Raw genomic sequence first — 22,855 nt, forward strand, 5'->3', positions numbered from 1 at the left:
GGCCGACGACCTGGAGAAGATCGTGGCCCTGCACGACGCCTCCAACATCGCCGCGGTGATCGTCGAGCCGGTGGCCGGCTCCACCGGCGTGCTGATCCCGCCCAAGGGCTATCTGGAACGCCTGCGGGCCATCTGCGACAAGCACGACATCCTGCTGATCTTCGACGAGGTGATCACCGGCTTCGGCCGCGTCAGCGCGCCGTTCGCCGCCGACCGCTTCGGCGTCACGCCCGACCTGATCTGCATGGCCAAGGGTCTGACCAACGCCGCCGTCCCGTGCGGCGCGGTCGCGGCCTCGGGCAAGATCTACGACGCGATGATGGACGGCGCCGACGCTCCGATCGAGCTCTTCCACGGCTACACCTATTCGGCCCATCCGCTGGCCTGCGCCGCGGGCCTGGCCACGCTGGAGACCTACCAGGAAGACGACCTCTTCGCCCGCGCCGCCGGGATCGAGGGCTATTGGCAGGACGCCATGCACAGCCTGGCCGACGCCCGCCACGTGGTCGACATCCGCAACCTCGGCCTCGTCGCCGGGATCGAGCTTGCGCCCCGCCCCGGCGCCCCGACCGCCCGCGCGCTGGAGGTCTTCGAGACCTGCTTCGACGAGGGCCTTCTGATCCGCGTCACCGGCGACATCATCGCCCTGTCGCCGCCGCTGATCCTGGAGAAGAGCCACATCGACCGGATGGTCGAGACGATCCGGGCGGTGCTGGCCAAGGTCGACTGAGCGGCTGGCCGGCGCGGACGAAGATGGTCGCCGGAGCGGGAGCTCCAGCGACCGCTCGACCCGGTTGGATCGTCAGGACCAGTAGCTGTTGACCACCGTCTCGGCGGCGCTGAGCGAGAACGCGTTGGCCGTGTCGGACAGGAACTTCAGCGCCGTCGTCGACACGTCGTCCTCGGCGACATAGGCGCCGCCGAAATCCGGGTTCAGATAAGCGAAACGCCCGCCGAGCATCATCCCCGCCAGATCGGGCATCAGGTTAGTGGAGGTGCCGTTCAGCAGCATGTTGAAGATCGGCGGGCCTGGATTGGTCACGTTGACGAGCAACGGCGGCAACACCCCGTCGGTCTGGCCGTCGCCGTTCATCCACTGTTGCGATCCCCAAGTCGAGACGTCGGCGGTGATGTAGTTGGCCATGAAGCCGGTGCCGAAATCGAGCACGGAGATGTCCTCGAGCGCCGCGCCGTTCGCGACCGCCAGGGCGATCGCGGCGATGGTGGGATCGTGGTGCATGAAGGCGCCGTCGACGAACCGCTTGGGCTGCCCGTTCAGCGTGATGGCGGCCGGCGCCAGCATGCCCGGCATCGCGCCCGAACAATGCACCGCATCGAGCAGCGACATGTTGGAAGTCGGCGAATTCGGGAAGTTGTGGATCAGTTGGGGCGTCCAGGGGATTCCCTCGGCGCCGATCTCGAACGAGGCGACCATGATCGTCCGACCAAGCTCGTTCAACGGCTTGCCGAAGATCCCGAAGATCGGAAGGGTCTGAAGAACCTTGTCGATGAGGCCGCCGCCATACTCCGGCTTGGTGGGACTCGTCTGTTTCACCGACATGGCCGCGGCCATGAGGGGATTGTAGAAGCTCACGATGTCCGCGGGTCCATATCCCGCGGTGAGCAGGGCCGTGATCCAGGAGCCCGTGGAGGTTCCCACGATCAGGTCGGCCTGGTCCGCCAGCTTGACCCCTGTCGAGGCCTGCAGCCGCTGAAGCATGATCGCCGACAGCAGCCCGCGAATACCGCCGCCGCAAAAGGATAGAATGCGATAGGTCATGATCCGCCCCTAGGGTCTGGTGTTGAGCCAAAGATACTTCGGGGAGACTGATGATAACCTTGGGTTCCATATGTAATAAATTACACGTATTACGAGCTTAAACCCTAAATCGAGTAGCCGCGGCGTGTTCGGCGCTGACATCATGCACGGCGCCCGAACGACGAACGACTGAACGCGGCTTGCGGGCGGGCGTTTTGGCGAGAGGTCCGAAGGAGGCCGCCATGTCCGACTACACGTTCTACTATTGGTCCGCGCCCTTTCGGGGCCAGTTCGTGCGCGCCGTGCTGGCCTTCGCCGGCAAGACCTGGACCGAGGCGGGCGACGGGGCGATCGGCGCGCTGATGGGCGGCGAGGTCGCGGACATGCCGGTTCCGTTCATGGGTCCGCCGCTGCTGGTCGACCACAAGGCCGAGTTCGCCATCGCCCAGACCACGGCGGTCATCCTCTATCTGGGCGAGACCCTGGACCTGCTGCCCGCCACGCCGGCCCTGCGCGCCCTGACGATCAAGGTCGTCCACGACGCCGTCGATGTGCTCGACGAGATCACCCTGAACGGCGGCCGCCAGATGTGGACGCCCGAACGCTGGGCGGATTTCGAACCGCGCTTGAAGAAATGGATGTCGTTCTGGGAGGAGACCGGCCTGCGCCACGGCCTGACGGCGAAGTCAGGCTTCCTGCTGGGCGGCGACGCGCCTGGCGTCGCCGACGTGGTGACCGCCACCCTGTGGTCGACCATGACCGAGCGCTTCCCCAGGATCGCCGAGATCCTAGACGAGACGGCCCCGATGACCGCCGCCCTGTCGCGCCGAGTTTCGGCCCTGCCGCCACTGCGCGCCCTGGCGGACAAGGCCCGCGAGGACTACGGCGACACCTGGTGCGGCGGCCAGATCGAGGCCTCGCTGCGGAAGGTGCTGGGGGACTGAAAACGCGCCGCAGATGGCCCGCCTTCCTCACCCTCACCGCCCCCGATACGACATCGCCACGTCGCACCGCTCATAGCGCGCCCCGAATTGACGCATGATCTCGGCGTCGTGGACGAAGCCCAGCTTTTCGTAGAGGTGGATGGCCGGGCCGCACTTTTTATTGGTCAGCAGATAGACCTTGTCCATGCCCAGGCTGGCGGCGCGCTCCAGAGTCTTGGCCAGCAGGAACTCGCCGACCTTCAGGCCCCGGGCGCTCTTCAGCACGCCCATCTTGGTCAGCTCGACCCAGCCGTCCTTGGAGACCATCAGGGCGCAGGTCCCGACCACCCCCAGCTCCGGCGTCTGCGCGAACAGCACCACCCCGCCCTTGTCGAGGATCAGTTCGCGCGGCTTCGACAGCAGGGCGATATCGTTTTCCTCCAGGGCGAACATGTCTTGGATCCACTCGGCGTTGATCCGGTAGAAGGCCTGCGCCAGGTCGTCGGAGAAGTCGCGCGCCCACATGGTCGGCGGCCCCGCCGCCTCCATCCGCGTCAGCAGCGAGCGGTCGGCCAGACGCTGTTCGACCCTGGCCAGCCCCTGCATGAAGTCGCCGCGGAGGCCCTCGACCAGCTCGGCCGCCGCCGGTTCGATGCGCGGCAACAGCTCGGTCTGGATACGGACCAGCAGGGCCTGGCCCTTTTCGGTCAGGGCCAGGCGCTTGGTGCGGCCATCGCCCGGCGCGCGCGACGCAGCGACGAAGCCGTCGTCCTCCAGCGGCTTCAGGGCCCGGGTGACGGTGGGCTGAGCCAGTTGCAGGCGCTCGGCCAGCTCGCCCACGGCGATCGGCCCGTGCAGCCGGATGGTCAGCAGCAGCGACATCTGGGACGGCTGCACCGGCAGGTCCAGCGCCCGGGCCACCTCGGCCGCGTCCGCCTGCATCCGCTCGGCCAGGCGCTTGAGCCGGCTGCCCAGGAATCCCACGCCAAACCCCGCCAGAAGATCGACCTGCATCGCGCGCTCCCGTTTCATAGCACGCTATATAGCTAGCTATGAAACGGGGATCGACGCAAGAGGGCCGCTACATCTCGAACGGCGGGCTCACCACGCAGCGCACCTGGCCGTTCACCACCCAGACCGTCGCGGCGCGGCCCATGGTCAGGTCATAGAATTGCTCCCGACCGCCGGCGGTGACGGCCAGATAGTCGGGCGCGTCGAATTTGCAGACGGGATATCGCACCGGCGCGCCGCCGACCGGCGCGGTGCGATGGGTGCAGAACATGGCCCCGCCGTGGCGCCCATAGACCGCGCCGTCGTAGGGCGTCAGCGACGGCCGCCGCGACACGGACCAGAACGCCTTGGCGCTGAGCGGGGCGCACGGCCGGCCATCGACCCGCCAGAGCCTGTCGGCCGCCTCGATGGTCGAATAGTGCTCTCGCGCCACGACGATGAACCCCGGCGCGCTGACCAGCAGGGTCAGGCCGACCACCATGGCCATGCGCCGCCACCGCCCACGGATGGGCTCCTCGAGCGGCAGCTTCACGATCTGAATGTCCTGCGAGGCCATGAAACCCTCTCCACCCCAAGTAGATGTACAAATGTAATTCAACAATCTACATCTGTCATCCCGGAACGTCGTTCACCACGCTTGACGCGATCTCGTTACATTTGTAGCGTACTCGCGACACTACGGAGCCCGCGCGTCGATGACCGAACCATCCGATCTCGAACTGGAGGTGCTGAAGGCCTTCTGGCGCGGCGGGGCGATGAGCGCCCGCGAGGCTCAGGGCCTGATCGAGCCCGAGCTGGGCTGGAGCGCCTCGACCACCCGCACCGTGCTGGAGCGGATGGTGGCCAAGGGCCTGCTGACCCGCCGCTCGGTGCACGGCCTGGCGGTCTACGAGGCCCGGACCGGCAAGGTCGACGTGATCGGCGGCGTGCTGAACCGCCTGCGCGGCCTGCTGGAGATCGACGGCCGCCTGCCGGCCTCCGCCTTCGCCGGCAGCCAGATCCTGTCGGACAGCGAGATCCAGGAACTGGAAGCCCTGCTGAACAAGGCCAAGCCGTCCAGCGGCCAGGAGACCTCGTGATGCAACCCCTGCTCGCCGCCTCCGCCCTGGGTCTGGCCGCCGCCTGGCCTGTCGGCGTGCTTGGCCTTGGCCTTGGCCGCCTGGTCGAGCGCCTGACCGACGATCCGCGCCCGCGCGCGGCGGCCTGGAGCCTGGCCTACGCCCTGCCCGCCGGCGCCCTGGCCGCGACCGTGGCCCTGACCTTCCTGCCGGCGAACTTCGCGCCCACGATCTTCGGGCCTGGGGCCGCGCCGGCGAACGCCGCGCAACGGGTTTCCGTCCAACTGGCTCAGGCGGGCGCGGAGGCTCCGCTCGCCCCGCGCGCCTGGACGCCGCCACCGGCCCTGGCCGCGTCGCTGGCCTGGGGGCTGGTCGGCCTCTCCCTCGCCGGGGTCGCCGCCCGCGGCTGGCGCTGGAATCGCGGCCGACGGCGCCTGGCCGCCATCCGCGCCGCCGCCCGTCCCTGCCAGGACGCGGCCCTGATCGAGGCCGTCCGCCAGCGCGCCGTCCGCCTGGGCGTGCGGGCGCCGTCGGTTCGGATCAGCGACCGGGTCGGCGAGCCGCTGCTGGCCGGCGCCCTGCGCCCGGCGATCCTTCTGCCCGAGGCCCTGGCCCGCGCGGCGAGCGTCCAGCGCCTGGCCCTGGTCTGCGGCCACGAACTGGCGCACCTGCGCCGGCGCGACAACTGGCGCATCCCCGCCGAGGAGGCCCTGGCTGGCCTCTTCTGGCTGGCCCCGCCGACGGCCGCCGTGCGTGGGCGGATGCTGGCGACCCGCGAGGCGGTCTGCGACCTGACCGCCCTGGACGGCGCCGCGCCCGAGGCGCGCCACGACTACGCCCGCGCCCTGGTCGAAGCCCTGAAGCTGGCCGCCCAGCCCTCGCCCGTCCAGGTCTATCAGTCGGCCTTCACCGGTCTCGATCGAAGCCTGGCCTCGATGCGGCTGGCGGCCATATTGCAGCCGCGCGCCAGCGCCTCGGCGGGAAGGATCGGCCTGTCCCTGGTCCTTGGCGGGGCGCTGACCGCCGCGACCGGCGCGGGCTCCCTGGCCCTGGCCGATCAGGCCCGCCGTCTGGCGCCGCCGATCTCCCCCGCTGTCGAGGCCGCCGCCCAAGTCGCCGAGGCGGCCCAGGCCGTCGCCGCCCCAGACGCCGTCCCAGACGCCGCCCCCCTAGACGCCGCCGTTCAGGATGTCGCGCCCGCCGCGCCGGCCAAGGCCCTCGACAGCGTCGCGCCCATCGCCGAGCCCGCGCCAGCGGTCGAAGCCGCGCCAGTCGCGGCCGCGGACCCCAGGCCCCGGCCCAACCCGCACCCGACGCCGACCCCCCATCCCAATCCGCAGCCCAACCCTCATCCCGACCCGCACCCCAATCCACATCCCAACCCACGGCCCAACCCGCGGCCCAACCCGCGGCCCAATCCCCATCCCGCCCCCTCTCCTGGAGGCGGCGCCGTGGACGTGTCCGCCGACATGCAGCGGTCGATCCCCAATCGCGGCCAGACGATCTTCCTGGGCGACGTGACGGTGAAGGGCGTGCTGGATCCGGTGAAGGTCAATCTGCGCGTCAACGGCCTGCCGGCCGCCCCAGGTTTTCAGCCCAGCCTGCTGAACAGAGGCTCGATCCAGCGCCTCGAGTTCACCGATCGCGGCGTCACCGCCGAAGGCAAGATCATCGTCAACGTCGTCATCGCCGACGCGCAAGACGCGCGTCCCTAGAGCCCATCCGCGGAGCCCGCCATGAACCCGCTCTTCGCTTCCGCCGCCCTCGGCCTCGCCGCAGCCTGGCCCGCCAGCGGCCTGGGCTGGCTGCTGGGCAAGACGGCCGACCGGTTGACCGGCGATCCCGCCCCCCGGGTTCGCGCCTGGAACCGGGCCGTCAGTCTGCCGCCCGCCGCCCTGGCCCTGATGGTCGGCGTCGCGGCTCTGCCCGAGCAGGCCACCGCGCCGGTCTATCGCGCGGTGATGACCTCCAAGGCCGCCGCCAGCGCCGGCGCGGCGATGAGCGAAGCTTCGACGCGCGCCCTGGCCGGCTTCGACGGGATCGAGGTCGTGGGCGGGCTGCTGATCCTGGCGGCGCTCGGCGGTTTCGCCATCGCGGCGGTCCAGGAACTGAGAGGCCACGCGCGCGTGAAGCGCCTGACGCGCGAGGCGCGGCCGGTCTCCCAGGACCTGACCCTGGCCGTCCGCGCCGCCGCCCGGCGCATGGACACCGGACGGCCGGAGGTGAAGATCAGCGACGCCATCGACCAGCCGATGCTGGCGGGCCTGTCGACCCCGGTGATCCTGCTGCCCTCGGCCCTGGTCGAGCGTCTGGACATCGAGCGCCTGGCGCCGGTCTGCGCCCATGAGCTGGCCCACCTGAAGCGCGGCGACAACTGGCGTCTGCTGGTCGAGCACCTGCTGGGCGGTCTGTTCTGGATGGTCCCGCCGTTCGCCGCCGTGCGCGCCCGCGCCGCCAGCGCGCGCGAGGAGCTATGCGACGCCATGGCCCTGGAGAACGCCACCCCCGCCGCGCGGCGCGGCTACGCCGAGACCCTGATCGACGTGCTGCGCGTCCGCGCCGCCCCCAGCCTGCAGCCGGCCTTCACCGGCAAGGGAAGGAGACCCACCGCCATGCGCGTGAAGGCCATCACCGATCCCCGTGATCCGGCCAGCCTGGCCAGACGCGCGCTGCTGGGCCTCGCCGGCCTGTTGGCGGTCGCCCTGGCCGTCTCCGGCTCGATCGCCCTGGCCCAGCAAAGCGAAACCCACAGCCGCACCCGCACCATCATCGGCGACGACAAGACCGGCCAGTACGTCGACATCCGCTCGGACTATGTGCGGGTCACGAACGCCGAGCTGATCAACGGGCGGCTGAAGATTCCCGACGGCCAGGTCTCGACCTATCACGGCCACGTGCAGATCCGCGGCCGCCTTCGCGCGCCCGAGACGATGGTGCTGCTGAACGGCCAGGCCCCGCCGGCCGGCTTCGATCCGACCGCCCTGCCCCAGGGCGCGATCGACGCGGTCGAGGTCGTCAGCCGGTTGGAGAACGACCGCTCGCGGGTGACGCTGAACATCCTGACGAAGACACTGTAGGAAGAGCTCGCCATGGCGAATCTCGAATCCCTCTCTCTTTGAGAGAGGGAATCTGGCTCAGAGAGAGGGAATCTGGAGCCCGTCCGCCCACGAAGAAGCACGCCAAGGCTGGCGCTGGGGGGGCAGCCCTGACGTGCTGTCAGTCCGAGACCTGAAGCCCGCTCAGCGGGCGTGCGCTGTCATTCGGCCGGGCTGAGCACCTTGAAGTTGGCCTTTTCGCGATTGGCGTCGCCGGTCTTCACGGTGAAGTCGTAGTCGCTCCAGTAGATCGCGATGATGTTCGGCGAGCTGCTGTTGAACGACACCGTGTGGGATTCACGGCGCGAGGAATAGATGCTGAGATAGTAGACGTCGTGCGTCTCGTCCTCGAAGGCCAGGTACATCGAGCCGCTGAACGGGCCGCTGGGCCCCTGGGCGTCGACCCGGACCTGATAGCTGTAGAAGCCGGCGTTCGCCAGCAGCTCGATCCCGAACACCGTCCCGCCGTCATTGGCCACGACGCAGTTCTGCGGCGAGTTGCCGTTCACCGTGGCCGATTGACCCACCTGCATGCCGCCGACGGCCGTCGCCTTGAAATAGGAGCCACGGTCAGAGCATTCGCCGCACTGGCCCGTGAAATTCGCGGTTCCGGTAGCCATAACTTCTCTCCCTTTTGTTTGTGATTCACACCAAAGGAAGCGGAGATCTACTTCCCCACTCGTCAGGCAATTGAATATTAACAGCGGGAGAGACTCTAAACAACTTGGGATTTGTGTGAAAATAATCACTCTACAATGAGTATTTCATTTTTCTCTACTGTGAAGGTCGCGACTTTTGCCCCGTCGCCCAGTTTCCGCTAGAAGCCGGCCCATGTCGCACAACACCTTCGGTCACCTGTTCCGCGTCACCACCTGGGGCGAGAGCCACGGTCCGGCGCTCGGCTGCGTCGTCGACGGGTGCCCGCCCGGGATCGCCCTGACGGCGCAGATGATCCAGGCGTTCCTGGACAAGCGTCGCCCAGGCAGCGGCAAGTTCGTGACCCAGCGCCAGGAGCCGGACGCGGTGCGCATCCTGTCGGGCGTGTTCGAGGACGAGCGCAGCGGCGGCCAGCGCACGACCGGCACGCCGATCAGCCTGATGATCGAGAACACCGACCAGCGCTCCAAGGACTATTCCGAGATCGCCCAGGCCTTCCGCCCGGGCCATGCCGACTACGCCTATTTCGCCAAGTACGGGATCCGCGACTATCGCGGCGGCGGCCGCAGCTCGGCCCGCGAGACCGCCGCGCGCGTGGCGGCCGGCGCGGTCGCTCGGCTGGTGATCCCCGGCGTGACGGTGCGCGCGGCCCTGACCCAGATCGGCCCGCATGCGATCAACCGCGACAACTGGAACTGGGAAGAGACGCAGGCCAATCCCTACTGGTCGCCCGACGCGGCCGTCGTCCCGGTCTGGGAAGAGCATCTGGAAAAGATCCGCAAGGCGGGCTCCTCGACCGGCGCCGTGGTCGAGGTCGAGGCCGTCGGCGTTCCGGCCGGCTGGGGCGCGCCCCTCTATGGCAAGCTGGACGCCGAACTGGCCGCGGCCCTGATGTCGATCAACGCCGCCAAGGGCGTGGAAATCGGCGAAGGATTCGCCAGCGCCGCCCTGACCGGCGAGGACAACGCCGACGCCATGCGCCGGGGCCCCGACGGCGCGCCGGTGTTCCTGTCCAACCACGCCGGCGGGATCCTGGGCGGCATCTCGACGGGCCAGCCGGTGGTGGCGCGAGTGGCGTTCAAGCCGACCTCCTCGATCCTGATCCCGCGCCAGACCGTCAACGAGGCCGGCGAAGAGATCGACCTGCGCACCAAGGGCCGCCACGATCCGTGCGTGGGCATCCGCGGCGTGCCGGTGGTCGAGGCCATGACCGCCTGCGTCCTGGCCGACGCCTTCCTCCGCCACCGCGCTCAAACCGGAGGTTGAAATTCGCGCATAGCGTGTGGGCAAGACCAACCACAGCGGTCGCGAATTGACTAAATTGGTCTGACCTTCTGAAAAATATAGGGTTTTCGATTGACCACGCTTATTACGAACCTGTAACGCTCGCCCCATAGGGGAGTGACGGGCCGTGCGGTTCGATCTGCTGAAAGTCTTGCTGGTCGACGACAACCAGCACATGCGCATCCTGCTGAACGAGATCCTGCGGGCGATCGGCGTGCGCCATGTTTTCGAGGCCGTGGACGGCGTCGAGGCGCTGGCCGTGATGCGCCAGACCAGCATCGACGTGGTGATCACCGACCTGTCCATGGGCCCGGTGGACGGGCTGCATCTGGTCCAGCTGCTGCGACGCGCCCCGGAAAGCCCCAATCCCTACACGCCCGTGATCATGATCACCGGTCACTCGACCGAACGGCGCGTGCAGGAGGCCCGCGACGTCGGGGTCAACGAGTTCCTGGCCAAGCCCGTCACGGCGCGCGCGGTGGTCGACCGGCTGACCCAGCTGATCGAGAACCCCCGCCCGTTCGTACGTAGCAGCGATTATTTCGGCCCCGACCGCCGCCGACGCGACAATCCGCGTCACAAGGGCCCCTGGCGCCGCGCCGACGACGCCCGGACGACCTATGTGGACGTCGCCGAACCCAAGCACACGCCTCGGGCCTAGAGCCTGTCTGGTTTAGATGGAATCATCTAAGCCAGATAAACAGGCTCTAATTCATACACTTAGAGCGCGTTTGAGCGGTTTAACCGCTCACACTTAAACCTAACGCGCTCTAGCCGGCGCGGCTCTCCGACGCGGAGACTTTAAAGGAATGGCCGTCTAGAAAAGGCGACCAGTGTCCTTGTGAGCTTGACCATGACCAGCTTCCGCCCGGCCCTCCTCGTCGCCGCCTTCGCCGCGATCGCCCTGTCGCAGGCCGGCTGCGTGGCCGTCGCCGTGGGCGGCGCGGCGATCGGCGTCACCGGCGCGGTGGTCGGCGGCGCGGCCAAGGTCGGAGGCAAGGCCGTCGCGGCCACCGGCCGAGCGATCGTCCCCGGCGACAGCCGCAAGGATCGCGAAGAGCGGTAGAAAATCCTCCCCCTAGCAGGCGAGGTGTCGGCTCGAAGAGACGATGGAGGAGGACGCTCGGCAGGACTTCCCCCTCCGGTCCTTCGGACCACCTCCCCCGCCAGGGGGAGGATTGAAACCCTACAGCGTCAGCGCGCAGCTTTCGCCGATGGTCGGGCGGGAGAGCACCACGCGCGACAAACCCGGAAACTGGACCTTCAGCCGCTCGGCGAAATAGAGGCACAGGCGCTCCAGCGTCGGCGTCTCCAGGCCCGGCTTGTCGTTGAGCAGGCCGTGGTCCAGCTCGGCCGCGACGGCCTTCAGGGCGACGTCCAGGGTGTCGAGGTCGGCGACCCAGCCGGCCGGCTGCATGACCCCGCGCACGCTGGCCTCGACCTTGAACGAATGGCCGTGCAGCTTGCGATAGCGGTGGTCGGCGGGACCCTGCTCAATGAAATGGGCCGCGTCGAAAAACGCGGCCTTCGTGATCTCGAAGGCGTATTCGGACATGTGACTTCTTTTGACTAGGCCTGGGAGGCTCTAGCGCGACGACCCTGTCACCAAGTCGAGCGCCTTATCCGTCAGGGCAGGCCGAGATATTTGTGTGTTTGGACGCTTAAACGCCATTGTGGGTGGGAAAGGCAATAGGCGACCGCCAATTGCGTGTTCCTGTCGCGGTCCGGGCCGTCCATCGGCTGCAGGTAGAAGCGCTCGAAATCCAGGTCCGCGAACCGCTCCGGCATGGCCTTGTCCTGCGGGTAGACCAGCTTCAGCTCCTGGCCCGAGGTCTGGACGACCGGCGCGTCGGCCTTGGGGCTGACGCAGATCCAGTCGATCCCGGCCGGAGCCTCCAGCGTGCCGTTGCTTTCCACCGCGATCTGGAAGCCGCGCGCGTGCAGAGCGGCGATCAGGGGCTCGTCCAGTTGCAGGAAGGGCTCGCCGCCGGTGCAGACCACCAGCCGATCGTCCGGCCCGCCGGTCCACTGGCTCTCGACCGCGGCGGCCAGATCCTCGGCGGTGACGAACTTGCCGCCGTTCTCGCCGTCGGTGCCCACGAAGTCGGTGTCGCAGAAGGTGCAGACCGCCTTGGCCCGGTCCTGCTCGCGGCCGCTCCACAGGTTGCAGCCGGCGAAACGGCAGAACACCGCCGCCTTGCCGGCCTGTCCGCCCTCGCCCTGCAGAGTCAGGAAGATCTCTTTGACGGAATAGGTCACGCCCCGTTCCCCCTTTGATGGGGGAAGGGTCGGGGATGGGGGTGACAGCGCGTCAGGTCGAGGCGCGAGCGGAGCCGCCGTGTCACCCCCACCCTACCCTCCCCCAGCAAGGGGGAGGGAATGATCTCGCGGATGCTCATTGAACCAGCGCCTCGCGCCCGCCCGCGTCCCACTCGGCGTAACCCTTCTCGCGCAGCTCGCAGGCCGGACACGCGCCGCAGCCGTAACCCCAGGCGTGCAGCGCGCCGCGTTCGCCCTGGTAGCAGGTGTGGCTCTCCTCGACGATCAGCCGCACCAGGTCCTCGCCGCCCAGAGTCTTGGCCAGCGCCCAGGTCTGGGCCTTGGTCAGCCACATCAGCGGGGTCTCGACCCGGAAATTCCGGTCCATGCCCAGGTTCAGGGCGCTCTGCATGGCGTCCAGGGTGTCGCGTCGACAGTCGGGATAGCCGGAGAAGTCGGTCTCGCACATGCCGCCGACCAGGGCGTCGATCCCGCGCCGGTCGGCCAGCGCCGCGGCGTAGATCAGGAACACGAGGTTGCGCCCCGGCACGAAGGTCGAGGGCAGGCCGCGCTCGGTCATCTCGATGGCGCGGTCGGCGGTCAGGGCCGACTGGGCGACGGCGCCAAAGCTCCGGATGTCGAGGACATGGTCCTCACCCAGGCGGCCGGCCCATTGCGGGAAGCGCGCGGCGACTTCGCGGCGCACGGCCTGGCGCGCCTCCATCTCGACGACGTGACGCTGGCCATAGTCGAAGCCGACGGTCTCGACGCGACCATAGCGCTCCAGCGCCCAGGCCAGGCAGACGCTGCTGTCCTGGCCGCCGGAAAACAGGACCAGGGCCGCCTGATCGGCAAGGGGGCGCTCGTGCGGGCTCATGCGAGGCGCTCGACTGGGAAGAAGGGGAACATGGGCCTTCCTCTACACGAGGCGAGGCCCGCCCGGAACCGCCCGCGCTCACGCGCCGGACGAACGTCGTGCGGCGAGCTATACTCAGACAATGAACCGAATCGAATTCTTTGGCGCGCCCGATCCATCATGCGCCAAGCTGTGCTGAACCAATGCCGCTGGCGTCGACAGGAGTTCCGTAACGTAAGCTCCAAACCGGATCTTCTAATCGGGTGGAAACTTGCGACCTTTAGGACAACAAGGCCGGATTCAAAGTGAAAAGGCGTAACATATCACTGATCACTTACGCCCACGCCAGTTGACAGTCAGAGAACGCAAGTATGCAATCTCCCAATGCTGCGAAGGGTTCGCCGTACGCCCGCGTGGTGAAAAACAGTACGGCGCCGAGGAAACATCGACGCTCGCAGGCCCACCCATAAGGCGCCGCTTGCGTCCAGGGAGGGAATTCAATGTCGCAAACTCTGCGTATGCGGAGCCTGTTGACCATGGGCGCTTCGGCGGCCGTGCTCTCGGCTCTCGCGGTCCCCGCTTTCGCCCAGCAGTCCGCCCAGCAACAGGGCGGCACGGTCATCGAGGAACTGGTCGTCACCGCCCAGAAGAAGGAAGAGGCGCTTCAGGACGTGCCGATCGCGGTCTCGGCCTTCAGCCAGGACTCGCTGGAGGCGCAGAAGATCGACGGCGGCCCCAACCTGCAGCAGGCCATTCCGAACGTCAGCTTCGCCCGCAGCAACTTCACCAACAGCTTCAACTTCCAGATCCGCGGCATCGGGGCCAAGGCCGTCGGCGCCTCGGCCGACCAGGGCGTCGGCGTCCACATGAACAACGCCCCGATGCAGTCGGGCAACCTGTTCGAGGCCGAGTTCTACGACGTCGAGCGGGTGGAAGTGCTGCGCGGGCCGCAAGGCACGCTGTATGGCCGCAACGCCACCGGCGGCGTGGTCAACGTGATCACCGCCAAGCCGGTCGACCAGTTCGAGGCCAACGTCCGGGCCGAATACGGCAACTACAACGCCATGCGCCTGCGCGGCATGGTCAATGTGCCGATCTTCGGCGACAAGCTGGCCGTGCGCCTGTCCGGCGCCACGCTGAAGCGCGACGGCTTCGTCACCAACACCTTCAACAACCACGTCGTCGACGACCGGGATCTCTATTCGACCCGCGTCCAGGTGATGTTCAATCCGACCGAGAAACTGCGCACCAACTTCCTGTGGGAACGCTTCCACGAGGACGACAACCGCGCCCGCACCGGCAAGCAGCTCTGCACCAAGGACAACGGTCCGGCCACGGTCGGCGGCGTGCCCACCGGCGCGGCGCGCGGCTTCCTGACCCAGGGCTGTCTGCCGGCCTCGCTGTACGGCTCCAGCGCCTACGGCACGGTCAACACCTCGGGCACGCTGACGGGCCTGCTGGGCAACATCTTCGGCTTCACCTCGGGCGACACGAACCTGGGCGACACCACCTCGACGAACCTGCGCGAGATCGAGACCGCGCTGGATCCGCTCTACCAGTCGTCCTCGAACGTCTACCAGTTCACCCTGAACTATGACCTGACCGACCAGCTGACGCTGACGACGATGACCGCCTACAGCAAGGGCAGCGTCTATACGAAGCAGGACTACAATCGGAACGTCTCGCCGGTGCCCTTCAACAGCACCCCGTTCACGCCGGGCGGCTTCTTCAACGACCCGCAGGTGGGCAACACCAACAAGTTCACGACGATCGACGTCTCGTCGGGCCGCTCGGAACAGTTCAGCCAGGAAATCCGCCTGCAGTCGGCCTTCGACGGCCCGCTGAACTTCAACGTCGGCGGCATCCATTTCACCTACCGGACGCTGACCGACTACTACGTGATCGGCAACTCGCTGACCCTGTCGTCGCTGGCCCTGAACTATTCCAAGACCGGCAATCCGAACTGCAATCCGGCCACCACCGCCAACTGCATCGGCATCGACGCGGCCGCCAATCCCACGGGCGACGGCCACAACTACTATGACAACCGCACGCCCTACACCCTGGTGTCGGACGCCCTGTTCGGCGAACTCTACTGGCAGGCCAACGACGACCTGAAATTCACCCTGGGCCTGCGCCAGACGCGCGACAAGAAGGCGGTCAAAAACTACTCGACCGTGCTGCTGGCCCCGGGCTACGGCCTGACCCTGAACCCGACCAACCCCGACCAGCGCGCCCGCTTCAGCGAGCTGACCGGCCGGTTCGGCTTCGACTACAAGGCCCACCTGGGCTTCACCGACGACACCCTGCTCTACGCGTTCTATTCCAAGGGCTATAAGGGCGGCGGCATCAATCCGGGCGTCCCGGCCAATTCCGTCGGCATCCGCCAGACCTTCGATCCCGAGTTCGTCAACGCCTTCGAGATCGGGACCAAGAACACCCTGCTGGGCGGCAGCCTGCTCTTCAACGCCACCGGCTTCGCCTACGACTACCAGGGCTACCAGATCTCCAAGATCGTCAACCGCACCTCGGTCAACGAGAACGTCGACGCCAAGGTCTACGGCCTGGAGCTGGAAACCATCTGGTCGCCGGTCCGCAACCTGAAGCTCAACGCCAATCTCGGCTATCTGCACACCAAGATCGGCCCGGGGGTCACCTCGATCGACACGATGAACCGGACCCAGTCCAACCCGGCCTATACGGTCGTGAAGGTGGGCCCCAACTCGTCGGCCGTCGGCGCCAACTGCGTGCTGGCCACCGCCGGCGTCGCCACCATCCTGGGCGCGGGCGCCGGGGCCACCCTGCCCTGGGCCTGCTCGGGCGCGGCGGCCTATCAGGCGTTCCTGTCGGCTCCGGCCGCCCTGGGCGGCGCGGGCCTGCCGGCCCCGACCGCGGCCTTCCTGGCCAACGCCACGGGGCTCTACAACTACGGCGCCGGCTATTCGATCGAGGGCACGGCGGCCAACCTGTCGGGCAACGAGCTGCCCAACTCGCCCCATTGGACCACCTCGGTCGGCGCCCAGTACACGTTCGAGCTATCGGGCGGCTGGTCGGCGACGCTGCGCGGCGACTACTACCGCCAGAGCAAGCAGTTCGCTCGGGTCTACAACACCGAGTACGACCGCCTGAAAGCCTGGGACAACGGCAACATCACCCTGAAGCTCGAAAAGCCCGAGTGGGGGGTGTCGATCGACGCTTATGTGAAGAACATCGGCAACAAGATCCCGATCGTCGACGCCTACACCACCGACGACAGCTCGGGCCTGTTCACCAACGTGATCACCGCCGAGCCTCGCCTCTACGGGGTGGCGATCACCAAGTCCTGGTAGCGTCCGTCCCGACACGGACGCAGAAAGGGGCGGCGGGCCACCGCCGCCCCTTTTTCGCGCCCGGAGGACGAGGCCCGCCCCGATTTACTGCCTGTGACACCGCGCGCATCGGCCGACTTAACGACTCCGCAAGGCGGTGGAGGGCAAGTTGACGCCCTTAAGGTCCTGGCGAAGTCCCGTATGGAAACGCTGTCACGTCTGCTCGATACGCGCGCACCGATCGCGCCCGGCGCGTCATGCGCCGAGGTCGCGGCGATGTTCGACGCCGATCCGACGGTGGCCGCCCTCGCCGTCGTCGAGCACGACCGGCCGCTGGGCCTGGTCTATCGCGACGTCCTGCAGGGGATGATGCGCGTCGCCGGCGAGCCGCTGGCGAACACCCCGATTTCCGAGGTCATGGACGCCACGCCACGCATCGTCACGGCCGAGACCGACAGCAGCGCCTTCGTCAATCTTCTGGCCGACAGCCCCGTGCCGGTGTTCCGCACGGCCTACGTCGCCGTCGACGCCGCCGGCCGCTATGTCGGGGTCGGCGGGCTGGCCTCGCTGCTGAACTCGCACCGTCGCCGCCAGCACGAGGCGCGCGACGCCCGCGCCCTGGTCGAGCGCATGGCCGTCGACATCGGCGCGCACCTGAACGGCGTTCTGGCCATCACCGAGCGGCTGGAGCAGCAGCGCCTGACGCCCGACGCCGCCGCCTTCGTCCGCGCCATCGGCGACACCAGCCGCGACATGAGCGAGACGGTCGGGCGCGCGATCGACCTGCACCGCTCCGCCCAGGGGCAGCTGGTCTTCAAGCCCGTTCCCACCCGCCTGCGCGACCTGGCCGACGCGGTCGAGGCCCGCTGGGCCGCCCGCGCCCAGGAGGGCGGCTCGACCCTACTGGTCTCTTACGACGGCAGCCCCGAGTGCGGTGTCGAGGTCGACGGCGAGCGCCTGCTGCAGGTGTTCGACATCCTGATCGAGAACGCGCTGGCGGCCGGCCGCGGCATGATTGAAGCGCGCCTGACGGCCCGCGCCGAGGGCGATCTGGTCCGCCTGGAAGGCCAGGTGCGCGACAACACCGCCGGCCACGCGCAGGAGCGCCTGACCCGCCTGAGCTCTCCGCTCGGTTCGGCCAGCCAGCAGGACAGCAGCGAAATGGCCCTCAGCGTGGGCCTGGCCCTGGCGCGCCGGGTCATGCGCGCCATGGGCGCTCCGCTCGTCGCCGAGGCCAACCGGGGCGCGGGCGTCACCATCGGCTTCTCGCTGACGGCCGCTCCGGCCGTCATGGTCACGCGCCAGGAAAGCGAGCTGGGCCTGGTCGCCCGCCCCGCCCACATCCTGATCGTCGACGACAACGCCACCAACCGCATGGTCGCCGAGGCGCTGTGCGACATGTTCGAGTGCACCTCCGAGCAGGCCGTCGACGGGGTCGAGGCCGTCGAAATGGCCCGGACCGGTCGCTTCGACCTGATCCTGATGGACATCAAGATGCCGCGCATGGACGGCATCGCCGCCACCCGCGCGATCCGGGAAATGGCTGGCCGCGCCGGCCGGATTCCCGTCGTCGCCCTGACCGCCAACGCCGATCCGGTCGACGTCCAGACCTATGTCGCCGCCGGCATGCAGGACGTCGTCGAAAAGCCGATCAAGCCCGAGCGGCTGGCCGTCGTGCTCAGCGCCCTGCTCAGCGACGACGACGAGGCCGAGGAAGCGGCGGCCTAGGCCGACACTCAAAGCGGCGCTTGCAGTTGATAACTCGCCTTCCTGGGCCTTGTGCCCAGGACCCATGTTGGCGGCAGGCTGAAATTCTGGGTTGAGCCGGGGCTGAACGGCCCAGGACGCTGGTCAAACTTAGCGGCTACGGAACGATGGGTCCTGGGCACGGGGCCCAGGAAGGCAGGAATTGTTTGCCGCCTTGAATATCGGTCCGTCCTAGGTCGACATTCCATGCACCGACCTCCCCCCAATCCGCCCGCGCCCGACCCGCTGGACGCGTCGCGCGCCCGCTGGATCACCCCAAGGTTGGCGGCGAATCGTGCCGCCAGGGGCTAGGTTTCGCGCCGGCGGCGGGAAGCGTGACCATCGCGACCTAACGCCGCGCCCGGCGTCCATTCGCTTCCACCGACGTCACGGTCGTGTCATTTTCACTGAACAACCGTTGGAGGCGGAAACAGATGAGCGAAGAAACCGAAGGCCGACGCCCCAACCCCGTCGACTTGCATGTCGGCGGCCGGGTGCGCATGCGTCGCAAGCTGATGGGCGTGAGCCAGGAACAGCTGGCCGACTCCCTGGGCCTGACCTTCCAGCAGGTGCAGAAGTACGAGCGCGGCGCCAATCGCGTCAGCGCCAGCAAGCTTTACGAGATCGCCAAGACCCTGCAGGTCCCGGTGTCGTTCTTCTTCGACGGCCTGGCCGATCCGATGAGCGGCGCCGAAATCGATGACGCCACCCAGCACGCCGAACGCGTGGTCCAGGAATTCCTGACCACCCCGGAGGGCCTGGAACTGGCCGAAGTGTTCCCGAAGATCGGCCGCGGCCGGGTTCGTCGCCAGGTGCTCGACCTGGTGCGCGCCATGGCCGACGACGCCGCGCGCGGCGAGGTCGCCTAAAACCTCGCGAACCGCGTCTAACGACATGGCAAGACCTCGGCCCGCTCAGCCGAGGTCTTCGTCGTTTTGGGAAATCAGCCCGTCGGGGCCTCGGCCTGGAAGGCCAGCCAGATCCGCTTGGCCATGCCGACCGCGGCCGGCGCCAACCCGCGCAGGTCGTAGGTCCGCGTGATGCGCATGCCCACCTCGCGGTCGCGTTGCCAGGCCACGGTGACCTCGTGCGCCAGCCCCGCGGCCAGGTCGACCAGCTGCACCTTGGCCGGCGGCGCGGCGCTGGACAGCATCTGCACCTTGGCGCCCTGGCTGGAAAGGTCGCGGATCAGACAGTCCCACGCGAAGGCGCCGCACAGGATCTTGCCGGATCGCTGCGTGGGGATGCGGACGTTGGTCCGCCGGTCGCTTTCCAACCCTGACGGCTGCTTCGTCATGCCGGGATAAACGCACGGCGCGGTTAATCGGCGGTGCAGAATTTAGGTTTCCGGAGGGGTGGCGACGTTCCCCGGAGCGGCTGAGATGACGCGCCATGGCGCGGCGCCAACGGGATGAAGGCGCGCGGGTTCGATCCGGGTCCCGGCGTTCGCCGGGAAGGTCGGGGTTTTGGGTGAGATCGAGGGACTACGATCGACCCGTTGGCGACCTTCGCAGGGTCGGCTAACGTCGCGCTTCAATGCTTACAAACGTAGTGCCTTTTGCAATGGCTGCGCTGTGCTTCGTAGCGGCGATGTACGCTTGTACGCGCGCCAACGCCATCGTGTCCGAGGTCGTTAGAGCGATCAATCAACAAAGCCCCGCCGAAAATCAGGAAGCGCTCTACGTTTGGTATCCCTCAAAATGGGAGCGCGTGACTACCAAATACAAGGCGCTGTTTCCCGAAGGAAAGCTGCTTAAGAAGTTCTGGGCCTACGCGGCATTTAGCGCGATTGGGATGGTTGGCGTCTTGGTTTCGCTGGCGTCCGGGGGGCATTAGCCCGCTCGCGGCAGTTTCCCACCCCCGCCTGCCGGTCACGGCGTCCGCTTCTCCGGCGTGGTCGCGCCGTGAGCCGTCGTCGCCTCAGCTCCAAGAACTGGACCTTCAGTCCTCGATGCCGAAGGCGCCTCTCGACCCGTTGCGGAACCTTCCTTCTTCAGCCCCAATGGGGTCCATGAAAGCCCTAGTCCTATTGGCCGTCATTCTTGTTCCGACGCTCGCGCCGGCTCAGGACGCCGTGTGGCGAAACCATTCCCGCGTTAGCTGTGTCAGCCTTTTCCGACAGGAGTGCATTGCCGGAACTTCGGCGTGCACACGCACTAACTCGGACGCGCGATGGGAGATCGACTTCGCTCGCAAATCCATTCGCTATGTGAACGCCAACTTCAGCGAAAGGATAGTGGCGCTGCGAGATGACAGCAGAGGTTTGTCAGAGGCGGTGCTGCTCGACAGCGGGCGATTGCTGCGTATTCACCGCCATGACGAGGACGGCGCGAAATTCGAAGCTAGCATGTTGGAAACGAACACTGGCGATACGTTTGCATTCACCCGTTTTCGCTGCCGCGCTACCAACGGAAGGGAATTCCCTAACGTCCGCTAGCCACCCCGAACAGCCCGCCGCAATGTCCGCTCTGGGCGCCGGCGGCTGGCTTTGTCGACGAAGACGGGCCAATGGGTTCGAAGACCTGCCCCCCCGTCACGCTGGGGAGGCCACCCGCTCCGGCGCCAGCGCCGCCTCGAGGTCGGCCAGGATGTCGGCGACGTCCTCCAGTCCGACCGACAGCCGCACCAGGCCTTCGGTGATCCCGGCGGCGGCGCGCTCCTCGGGGGCGTAGGTCGAATGGGTCATGCTGGCCGGGTGCTGGATCAGGGTCTCGGCGTCGCCCAGCGACACCGCGCGGCGGATCAGCGCCAGCCGGTTCATCATCGCCACTCCCGCCGCGTGGCCGCCCTTCAGTTCGAAGGCCATCATGCCGCCGCCTCCGGCCATCTGGCGCTCGGCCAGACCCCGCTGCGGGAAGCTGGCCAGTCCCGGATAGAACACCCGATCGACGGCCGGATGGGCTTCCAGCCAGCGGGCGACGGCCTCCGCGCTCTCGCCGTGCCGGGCCATGCGCAGCGACAGGGTCTTCAGGCCCCGCAGCACCAGGAAGGCGGTGAACGGCGACATCACCGCCCCGGTCATGTCCTTGACCCCCACGAGGCGCACGCGGGCCATGTCCTCGATCCCGCCGGCGGCGACGCCGCCCACCAGGTCGCCGTGGCCGCCCAGGTACTTGGTCGCCGAATGCACGACGATGTCGGCGCCCAGGCCGATGGGCCGGGTCAGCACCGGCGTGGCGTAGGTGTTGTCGACCACCACCTTGGCGCCCGCCGCGTGGGCGATGCGGCTGATCGCGGCGATGTCCACCAGGCGCATGTTCGGATTGGCTGGCGTCTCGAAATAGACGATCCGCGTCCGGTCCGAGATCGCCGTCGCCAGGGCGTCGGGGTCGGTCATGTCCACCTGACGCACCGAAACGCCAAAGCGCGTCAGGCCGTCGCGCAGGAAGGCGAAGGTGCAGCCATAGAGGGTCTGGTCGGTGATCACCTCGTCGCCGGCCCGCAGGAAACTCCACAGCACCGCCGTGATCGCCCCCATGCCCGAGGCGGTGGCCACCGCGGCCTCGGCGCCCTCCAGGCTGGCCAGCCGGCGCTCCAGGAGGTCGGTGGTCGGGTTGGAGATGCGCGAATAGAAGTGCCCTTCCCGCGTCCCGGCGAACATCTCGCCGCCGGCCTCGGCGCTCTCGAAGGCGAAGGTCGAGGTCAGGTGGACCGGCGGCGTCAGCGCCCCGTGCTCGTCGGCGGGATCATAGCCCGCATGGATCGCCCGGGTGGAAAAGCCGCCATGTTCGTTCCGCATCTGTCACTCCCTGTTGGAGCGAATGTGACGCGGGACCCTGTGCGACGGATTGCGAAGTCTGCCACAATGGGCTTTCATTTTAGCAGATTCTGCTCAAGGAGCCGCTCGTGGACGCCAAGGACCGCCAGATCATCCGCGAGCTGCAGAAGGACGGCCGCCTGACCAACCAGGACCTGGCCGAGCGCGTGAACCTGTCACCCTCCCCCTGCCTGCGCCGGGTGCGCAACCTGGAGGCGGAGGGGGTGATCACCGGCTACACGGCTTTGGTCGATCAGAAGGCCTATGGCCTGCCGATCACCGTCTTCGTCCGGGTGAGGCTGGACCGTCACGGCCAGGACCTGATCAAGGGCTTCGAGGACGCGGTGGCGCGGATCGACCAGATCCTGGACTGCTTCCTGCTGGCCGGCGGCGACGACTATCTGCTGCGGGTGATCGTCGACAGCCTGGAGGCCTATGAGGACTTCATGCGCCGCAGGCTGCACGCCATTCCGGGGATCGCCTCGATCGACACCAGCTTCGCCTATGGCGTGGTCAAGCAGACTCGCGTGTTTCCCGTAAGCGGTTGAAGTAGGCCGCAGTCTTGCTAAGCCTCACGGGAAAGTCAGTCGAAGGCTCCGCAGGTGCCGCTACGATGGACGAAATGATCGACGACGCTCCGCCACTCTCCGCGTCTCCCAGCGTGACCACCGCGCTGAGGCACGCGCCCCTGGGCATCGCGATCTTCGACAGCCAGATGCGCTACCTGGCCGCCTCGCGGCAGTACCTGACCGATCAGAACCTGCCCGCCGACCTGCCGCTGATCGGCCGCCAGCACTACGAGGTGTTCCCGGAGATCCCCCAGAAGTGGCGCGACCTGCACGCGCGGGTCATCGCCGAGGGCGTCGAGTTGCGTCACGAAGGCGACCCCTATGTCGACCGCAACGGCCGCACCGAGTGGATCCGCTGGTCGATGGCCCCCTGGCGCACGGACAGCGGAGAGATCGGCGGCCTGGTGCTCTACACCGAGGTGGTCACCGCCAATATCGAGGCCCGCCAGAAGCTGGAGGCCGCCGAGGCCCGCTATCGCGCCGTCTTCGACCAGGCCGCCATGGGCGTGGCGCGCCTGACACCGACCGGCGAGATCCTGGAGGCCAACGACAGCTTCTGCGCCCTGCTGCGCC

The 22,855-nt window shown here is 67.8% G+C and carries 24 protein-coding genes; 15 read left to right on the forward strand and 9 right to left on the reverse strand.

All coding sequences use genetic code 11. The annotated features are described in order from the left end of the window. A partial coding sequence (locus VJ655_RS16020) for an aminotransferase class III-fold pyridoxal phosphate-dependent enzyme (RefSeq protein ID WP_324112777.1) occupies window positions 1-730 on the forward strand: 730 nt, incomplete at its 5' end. A 72-nt stretch (window positions 731-802) separates the two neighbouring features. On the opposite strand, the gene VJ655_RS16025 is transcribed toward VJ655_RS16020, so the two are convergent. Beyond that, complete coding sequence (locus VJ655_RS16025; protein ID WP_324112779.1) at window positions 803-1,780, reverse strand: patatin-like phospholipase family protein; 978 nt, start codon at window positions 1,778-1,780, stop codon at window positions 803-805. A gap of 221 nt (window positions 1,781-2,001) precedes the next feature. Between VJ655_RS16025 and VJ655_RS16030 the strand changes: the two genes are divergently transcribed. Continuing rightward, complete coding sequence (locus VJ655_RS16030) at window positions 2,002-2,703, forward strand: glutathione S-transferase (RefSeq protein WP_324112781.1); 702 nt, start codon at window positions 2,002-2,004, stop codon at window positions 2,701-2,703. A 33-nt stretch (window positions 2,704-2,736) separates the two neighbouring features. Here the strand turns inward: VJ655_RS16030 and VJ655_RS16035 are convergent, their stop codons facing one another. Both VJ655_RS16035 and VJ655_RS16040 read right to left on the reverse strand, forming a co-directional pair. Continuing rightward, complete coding sequence (locus tag VJ655_RS16035) at window positions 2,737-3,696, reverse strand: bifunctional helix-turn-helix transcriptional regulator/GNAT family N-acetyltransferase (RefSeq protein WP_324112782.1); 960 nt, start codon at window positions 3,694-3,696, stop codon at window positions 2,737-2,739. Window positions 3,697-3,763: 67 nt separating this feature from the next. Continuing rightward, window positions 3,764-4,249 carry a hypothetical protein gene (locus VJ655_RS16040; protein ID WP_324112784.1) on the reverse strand — a complete coding sequence of 162 codons (486 nt, stop codon included), beginning with the start codon at window positions 4,247-4,249 and terminating at the stop codon, window positions 3,764-3,766. Window positions 4,250-4,388: 139 nt separating this feature from the next. Between VJ655_RS16040 and VJ655_RS16045 the strand changes: the two genes are divergently transcribed. Genes VJ655_RS16045 through VJ655_RS16055 form a run of 3 tightly spaced genes read left to right on the forward strand, consistent with a single transcriptional unit; the run spans window position 4,389 to window position 7,828 of the window. Continuing rightward, window positions 4,389-4,772, forward strand: a complete 384-nt coding sequence (locus VJ655_RS16045) for a BlaI/MecI/CopY family transcriptional regulator (RefSeq protein ID WP_324112786.1) — start codon at window positions 4,389-4,391, stop codon at window positions 4,770-4,772. After that, a complete protein-coding gene (locus VJ655_RS16050) occupies window positions 4,772-6,466 on the forward strand; it encodes a M56 family metallopeptidase (protein ID WP_324112788.1) in 1,695 nt (564 codons plus the stop codon). The genes VJ655_RS16045 and VJ655_RS16050 overlap by 1 nt, the downstream gene beginning before the upstream one ends. Before the next feature lie 21 nt (window positions 6,467-6,487). After that, the gene (locus VJ655_RS16055; protein ID WP_324112790.1) at window positions 6,488-7,828 is read left to right on the forward strand and encodes a M56 family metallopeptidase; all 1,341 of its coding nucleotides are present in this window, start codon (window positions 6,488-6,490) and stop codon (window positions 7,826-7,828) included. Between the two features lie 179 nt (window positions 7,829-8,007). On the opposite strand, the gene VJ655_RS16060 is transcribed toward VJ655_RS16055, so the two are convergent. Then, the gene (locus tag VJ655_RS16060; RefSeq protein WP_324112792.1) at window positions 8,008-8,466 is read right to left on the reverse strand and encodes a hypothetical protein; all 459 of its coding nucleotides are present in this window, start codon (window positions 8,464-8,466) and stop codon (window positions 8,008-8,010) included. Window positions 8,467-8,677: 211 nt separating this feature from the next. Here VJ655_RS16060 and aroC point away from each other — a divergent pair, with 211 nt between their 5' ends. The 3 genes from aroC to VJ655_RS16075 all read left to right on the forward strand — a co-directional run bounded on the left by aroC (window position 8,678) and on the right by VJ655_RS16075 (window position 10,853). Next, window positions 8,678-9,769, forward strand: a complete 1,092-nt coding sequence (gene aroC, locus VJ655_RS16065) for a chorismate synthase (RefSeq protein ID WP_324112793.1) — start codon at window positions 8,678-8,680, stop codon at window positions 9,767-9,769. A 145-nt stretch (window positions 9,770-9,914) separates the two neighbouring features. Further along, window positions 9,915-10,448: a response regulator gene (locus tag VJ655_RS16070; protein ID WP_324112794.1), complete on the forward strand. Its 534-nt coding sequence runs from the start codon at window positions 9,915-9,917 to the stop codon at window positions 10,446-10,448. A gap of 192 nt (window positions 10,449-10,640) precedes the next feature. Beyond that, the gene (locus VJ655_RS16075) at window positions 10,641-10,853 is read left to right on the forward strand and encodes a hypothetical protein (RefSeq protein WP_324112796.1); all 213 of its coding nucleotides are present in this window, start codon (window positions 10,641-10,643) and stop codon (window positions 10,851-10,853) included. A gap of 120 nt (window positions 10,854-10,973) precedes the next feature. Here VJ655_RS16075 and VJ655_RS16080 read toward each other — a convergent pair whose 3' ends face one another. The 3 genes from VJ655_RS16080 to queC form a co-directional block, all read right to left on the reverse strand. Then, window positions 10,974-11,342, reverse strand: a complete 369-nt coding sequence (locus tag VJ655_RS16080; protein WP_324112798.1) for a 6-carboxytetrahydropterin synthase — start codon at window positions 11,340-11,342, stop codon at window positions 10,974-10,976. Between the two features lie 71 nt (window positions 11,343-11,413). Beyond that, entirely contained in the window at window positions 11,414-12,046 is a 633-nt protein-coding gene (gene queE / locus VJ655_RS16085) for a 7-carboxy-7-deazaguanine synthase (RefSeq protein WP_324112800.1), read from the reverse strand. Window positions 12,047-12,182: 136 nt separating this feature from the next. After that, a complete protein-coding gene (queC, locus tag VJ655_RS16090; RefSeq protein WP_324112802.1) occupies window positions 12,183-12,923 on the reverse strand; it encodes a 7-cyano-7-deazaguanine synthase QueC in 741 nt (246 codons plus the stop codon). A gap of 479 nt (window positions 12,924-13,402) precedes the next feature. Here queC and VJ655_RS16095 point away from each other — a divergent pair, with 479 nt between their 5' ends. The 3 genes from VJ655_RS16095 to VJ655_RS16105 all read left to right on the forward strand — a co-directional run bounded on the left by VJ655_RS16095 (window position 13,403) and on the right by VJ655_RS16105 (window position 18,825). After that, window positions 13,403-16,231 (forward strand): TonB-dependent receptor, encoded by a 2,829-nt coding sequence (locus VJ655_RS16095; protein WP_324112804.1) that lies wholly within the window; start codon window positions 13,403-13,405, stop codon window positions 16,229-16,231. Between the two features lie 180 nt (window positions 16,232-16,411). Next, on the forward strand, window positions 16,412-17,938 hold the full coding sequence (locus tag VJ655_RS16100) for a response regulator (protein WP_324112806.1): 1,527 nt from the start codon (window positions 16,412-16,414) through the stop codon (window positions 17,936-17,938). A 452-nt stretch (window positions 17,939-18,390) separates the two neighbouring features. Beyond that, window positions 18,391-18,825, forward strand: coding sequence for a helix-turn-helix domain-containing protein (locus VJ655_RS16105; RefSeq protein WP_324112808.1), 435 nt, complete (start codon window positions 18,391-18,393; stop codon window positions 18,823-18,825). Between the two features lie 74 nt (window positions 18,826-18,899). Here VJ655_RS16105 and VJ655_RS16110 read toward each other — a convergent pair whose 3' ends face one another. Then, the gene (locus tag VJ655_RS16110; RefSeq protein WP_324112809.1) at window positions 18,900-19,253 is read right to left on the reverse strand and encodes a PilZ domain-containing protein; all 354 of its coding nucleotides are present in this window, start codon (window positions 19,251-19,253) and stop codon (window positions 18,900-18,902) included. Window positions 19,254-19,519: 266 nt separating this feature from the next. Between VJ655_RS16110 and VJ655_RS16115 the strand changes: the two genes are divergently transcribed. Together VJ655_RS16115 and VJ655_RS16120 are read left to right on the forward strand one after the other, a co-directional pair. Next, complete coding sequence (locus VJ655_RS16115; protein WP_324112810.1) at window positions 19,520-19,792, forward strand: hypothetical protein; 273 nt, start codon at window positions 19,520-19,522, stop codon at window positions 19,790-19,792. A gap of 175 nt (window positions 19,793-19,967) precedes the next feature. Next, window positions 19,968-20,393, forward strand: coding sequence for a hypothetical protein (locus tag VJ655_RS16120; RefSeq protein WP_324112812.1), 426 nt, complete (start codon window positions 19,968-19,970; stop codon window positions 20,391-20,393). Window positions 20,394-20,489: 96 nt separating this feature from the next. On the opposite strand, the gene VJ655_RS16125 is transcribed toward VJ655_RS16120, so the two are convergent. Next, complete coding sequence (locus VJ655_RS16125; RefSeq protein WP_324112814.1) at window positions 20,490-21,695, reverse strand: methionine gamma-lyase; 1,206 nt, start codon at window positions 21,693-21,695, stop codon at window positions 20,490-20,492. A gap of 107 nt (window positions 21,696-21,802) precedes the next feature. On the opposite strand from VJ655_RS16125, the gene VJ655_RS16130 reads away from it, so the two are divergent. Together VJ655_RS16130 and VJ655_RS16135 are read left to right on the forward strand one after the other, a co-directional pair. Continuing rightward, window positions 21,803-22,261, forward strand: a complete 459-nt coding sequence (locus VJ655_RS16130) for an Lrp/AsnC family transcriptional regulator (RefSeq protein ID WP_324112816.1) — start codon at window positions 21,803-21,805, stop codon at window positions 22,259-22,261. Window positions 22,262-22,326: 65 nt separating this feature from the next. Further along, a partial coding sequence (locus tag VJ655_RS16135; protein ID WP_414646993.1) for a PAS domain-containing protein occupies window positions 22,327-22,855 on the forward strand: 529 nt, incomplete at its 3' end.

It is taken from the genome of Caulobacter sp. (assembly GCF_035254145.1).
Classification (GTDB): Bacteria; Pseudomonadota; Alphaproteobacteria; order Caulobacterales; family Caulobacteraceae; genus Caulobacter.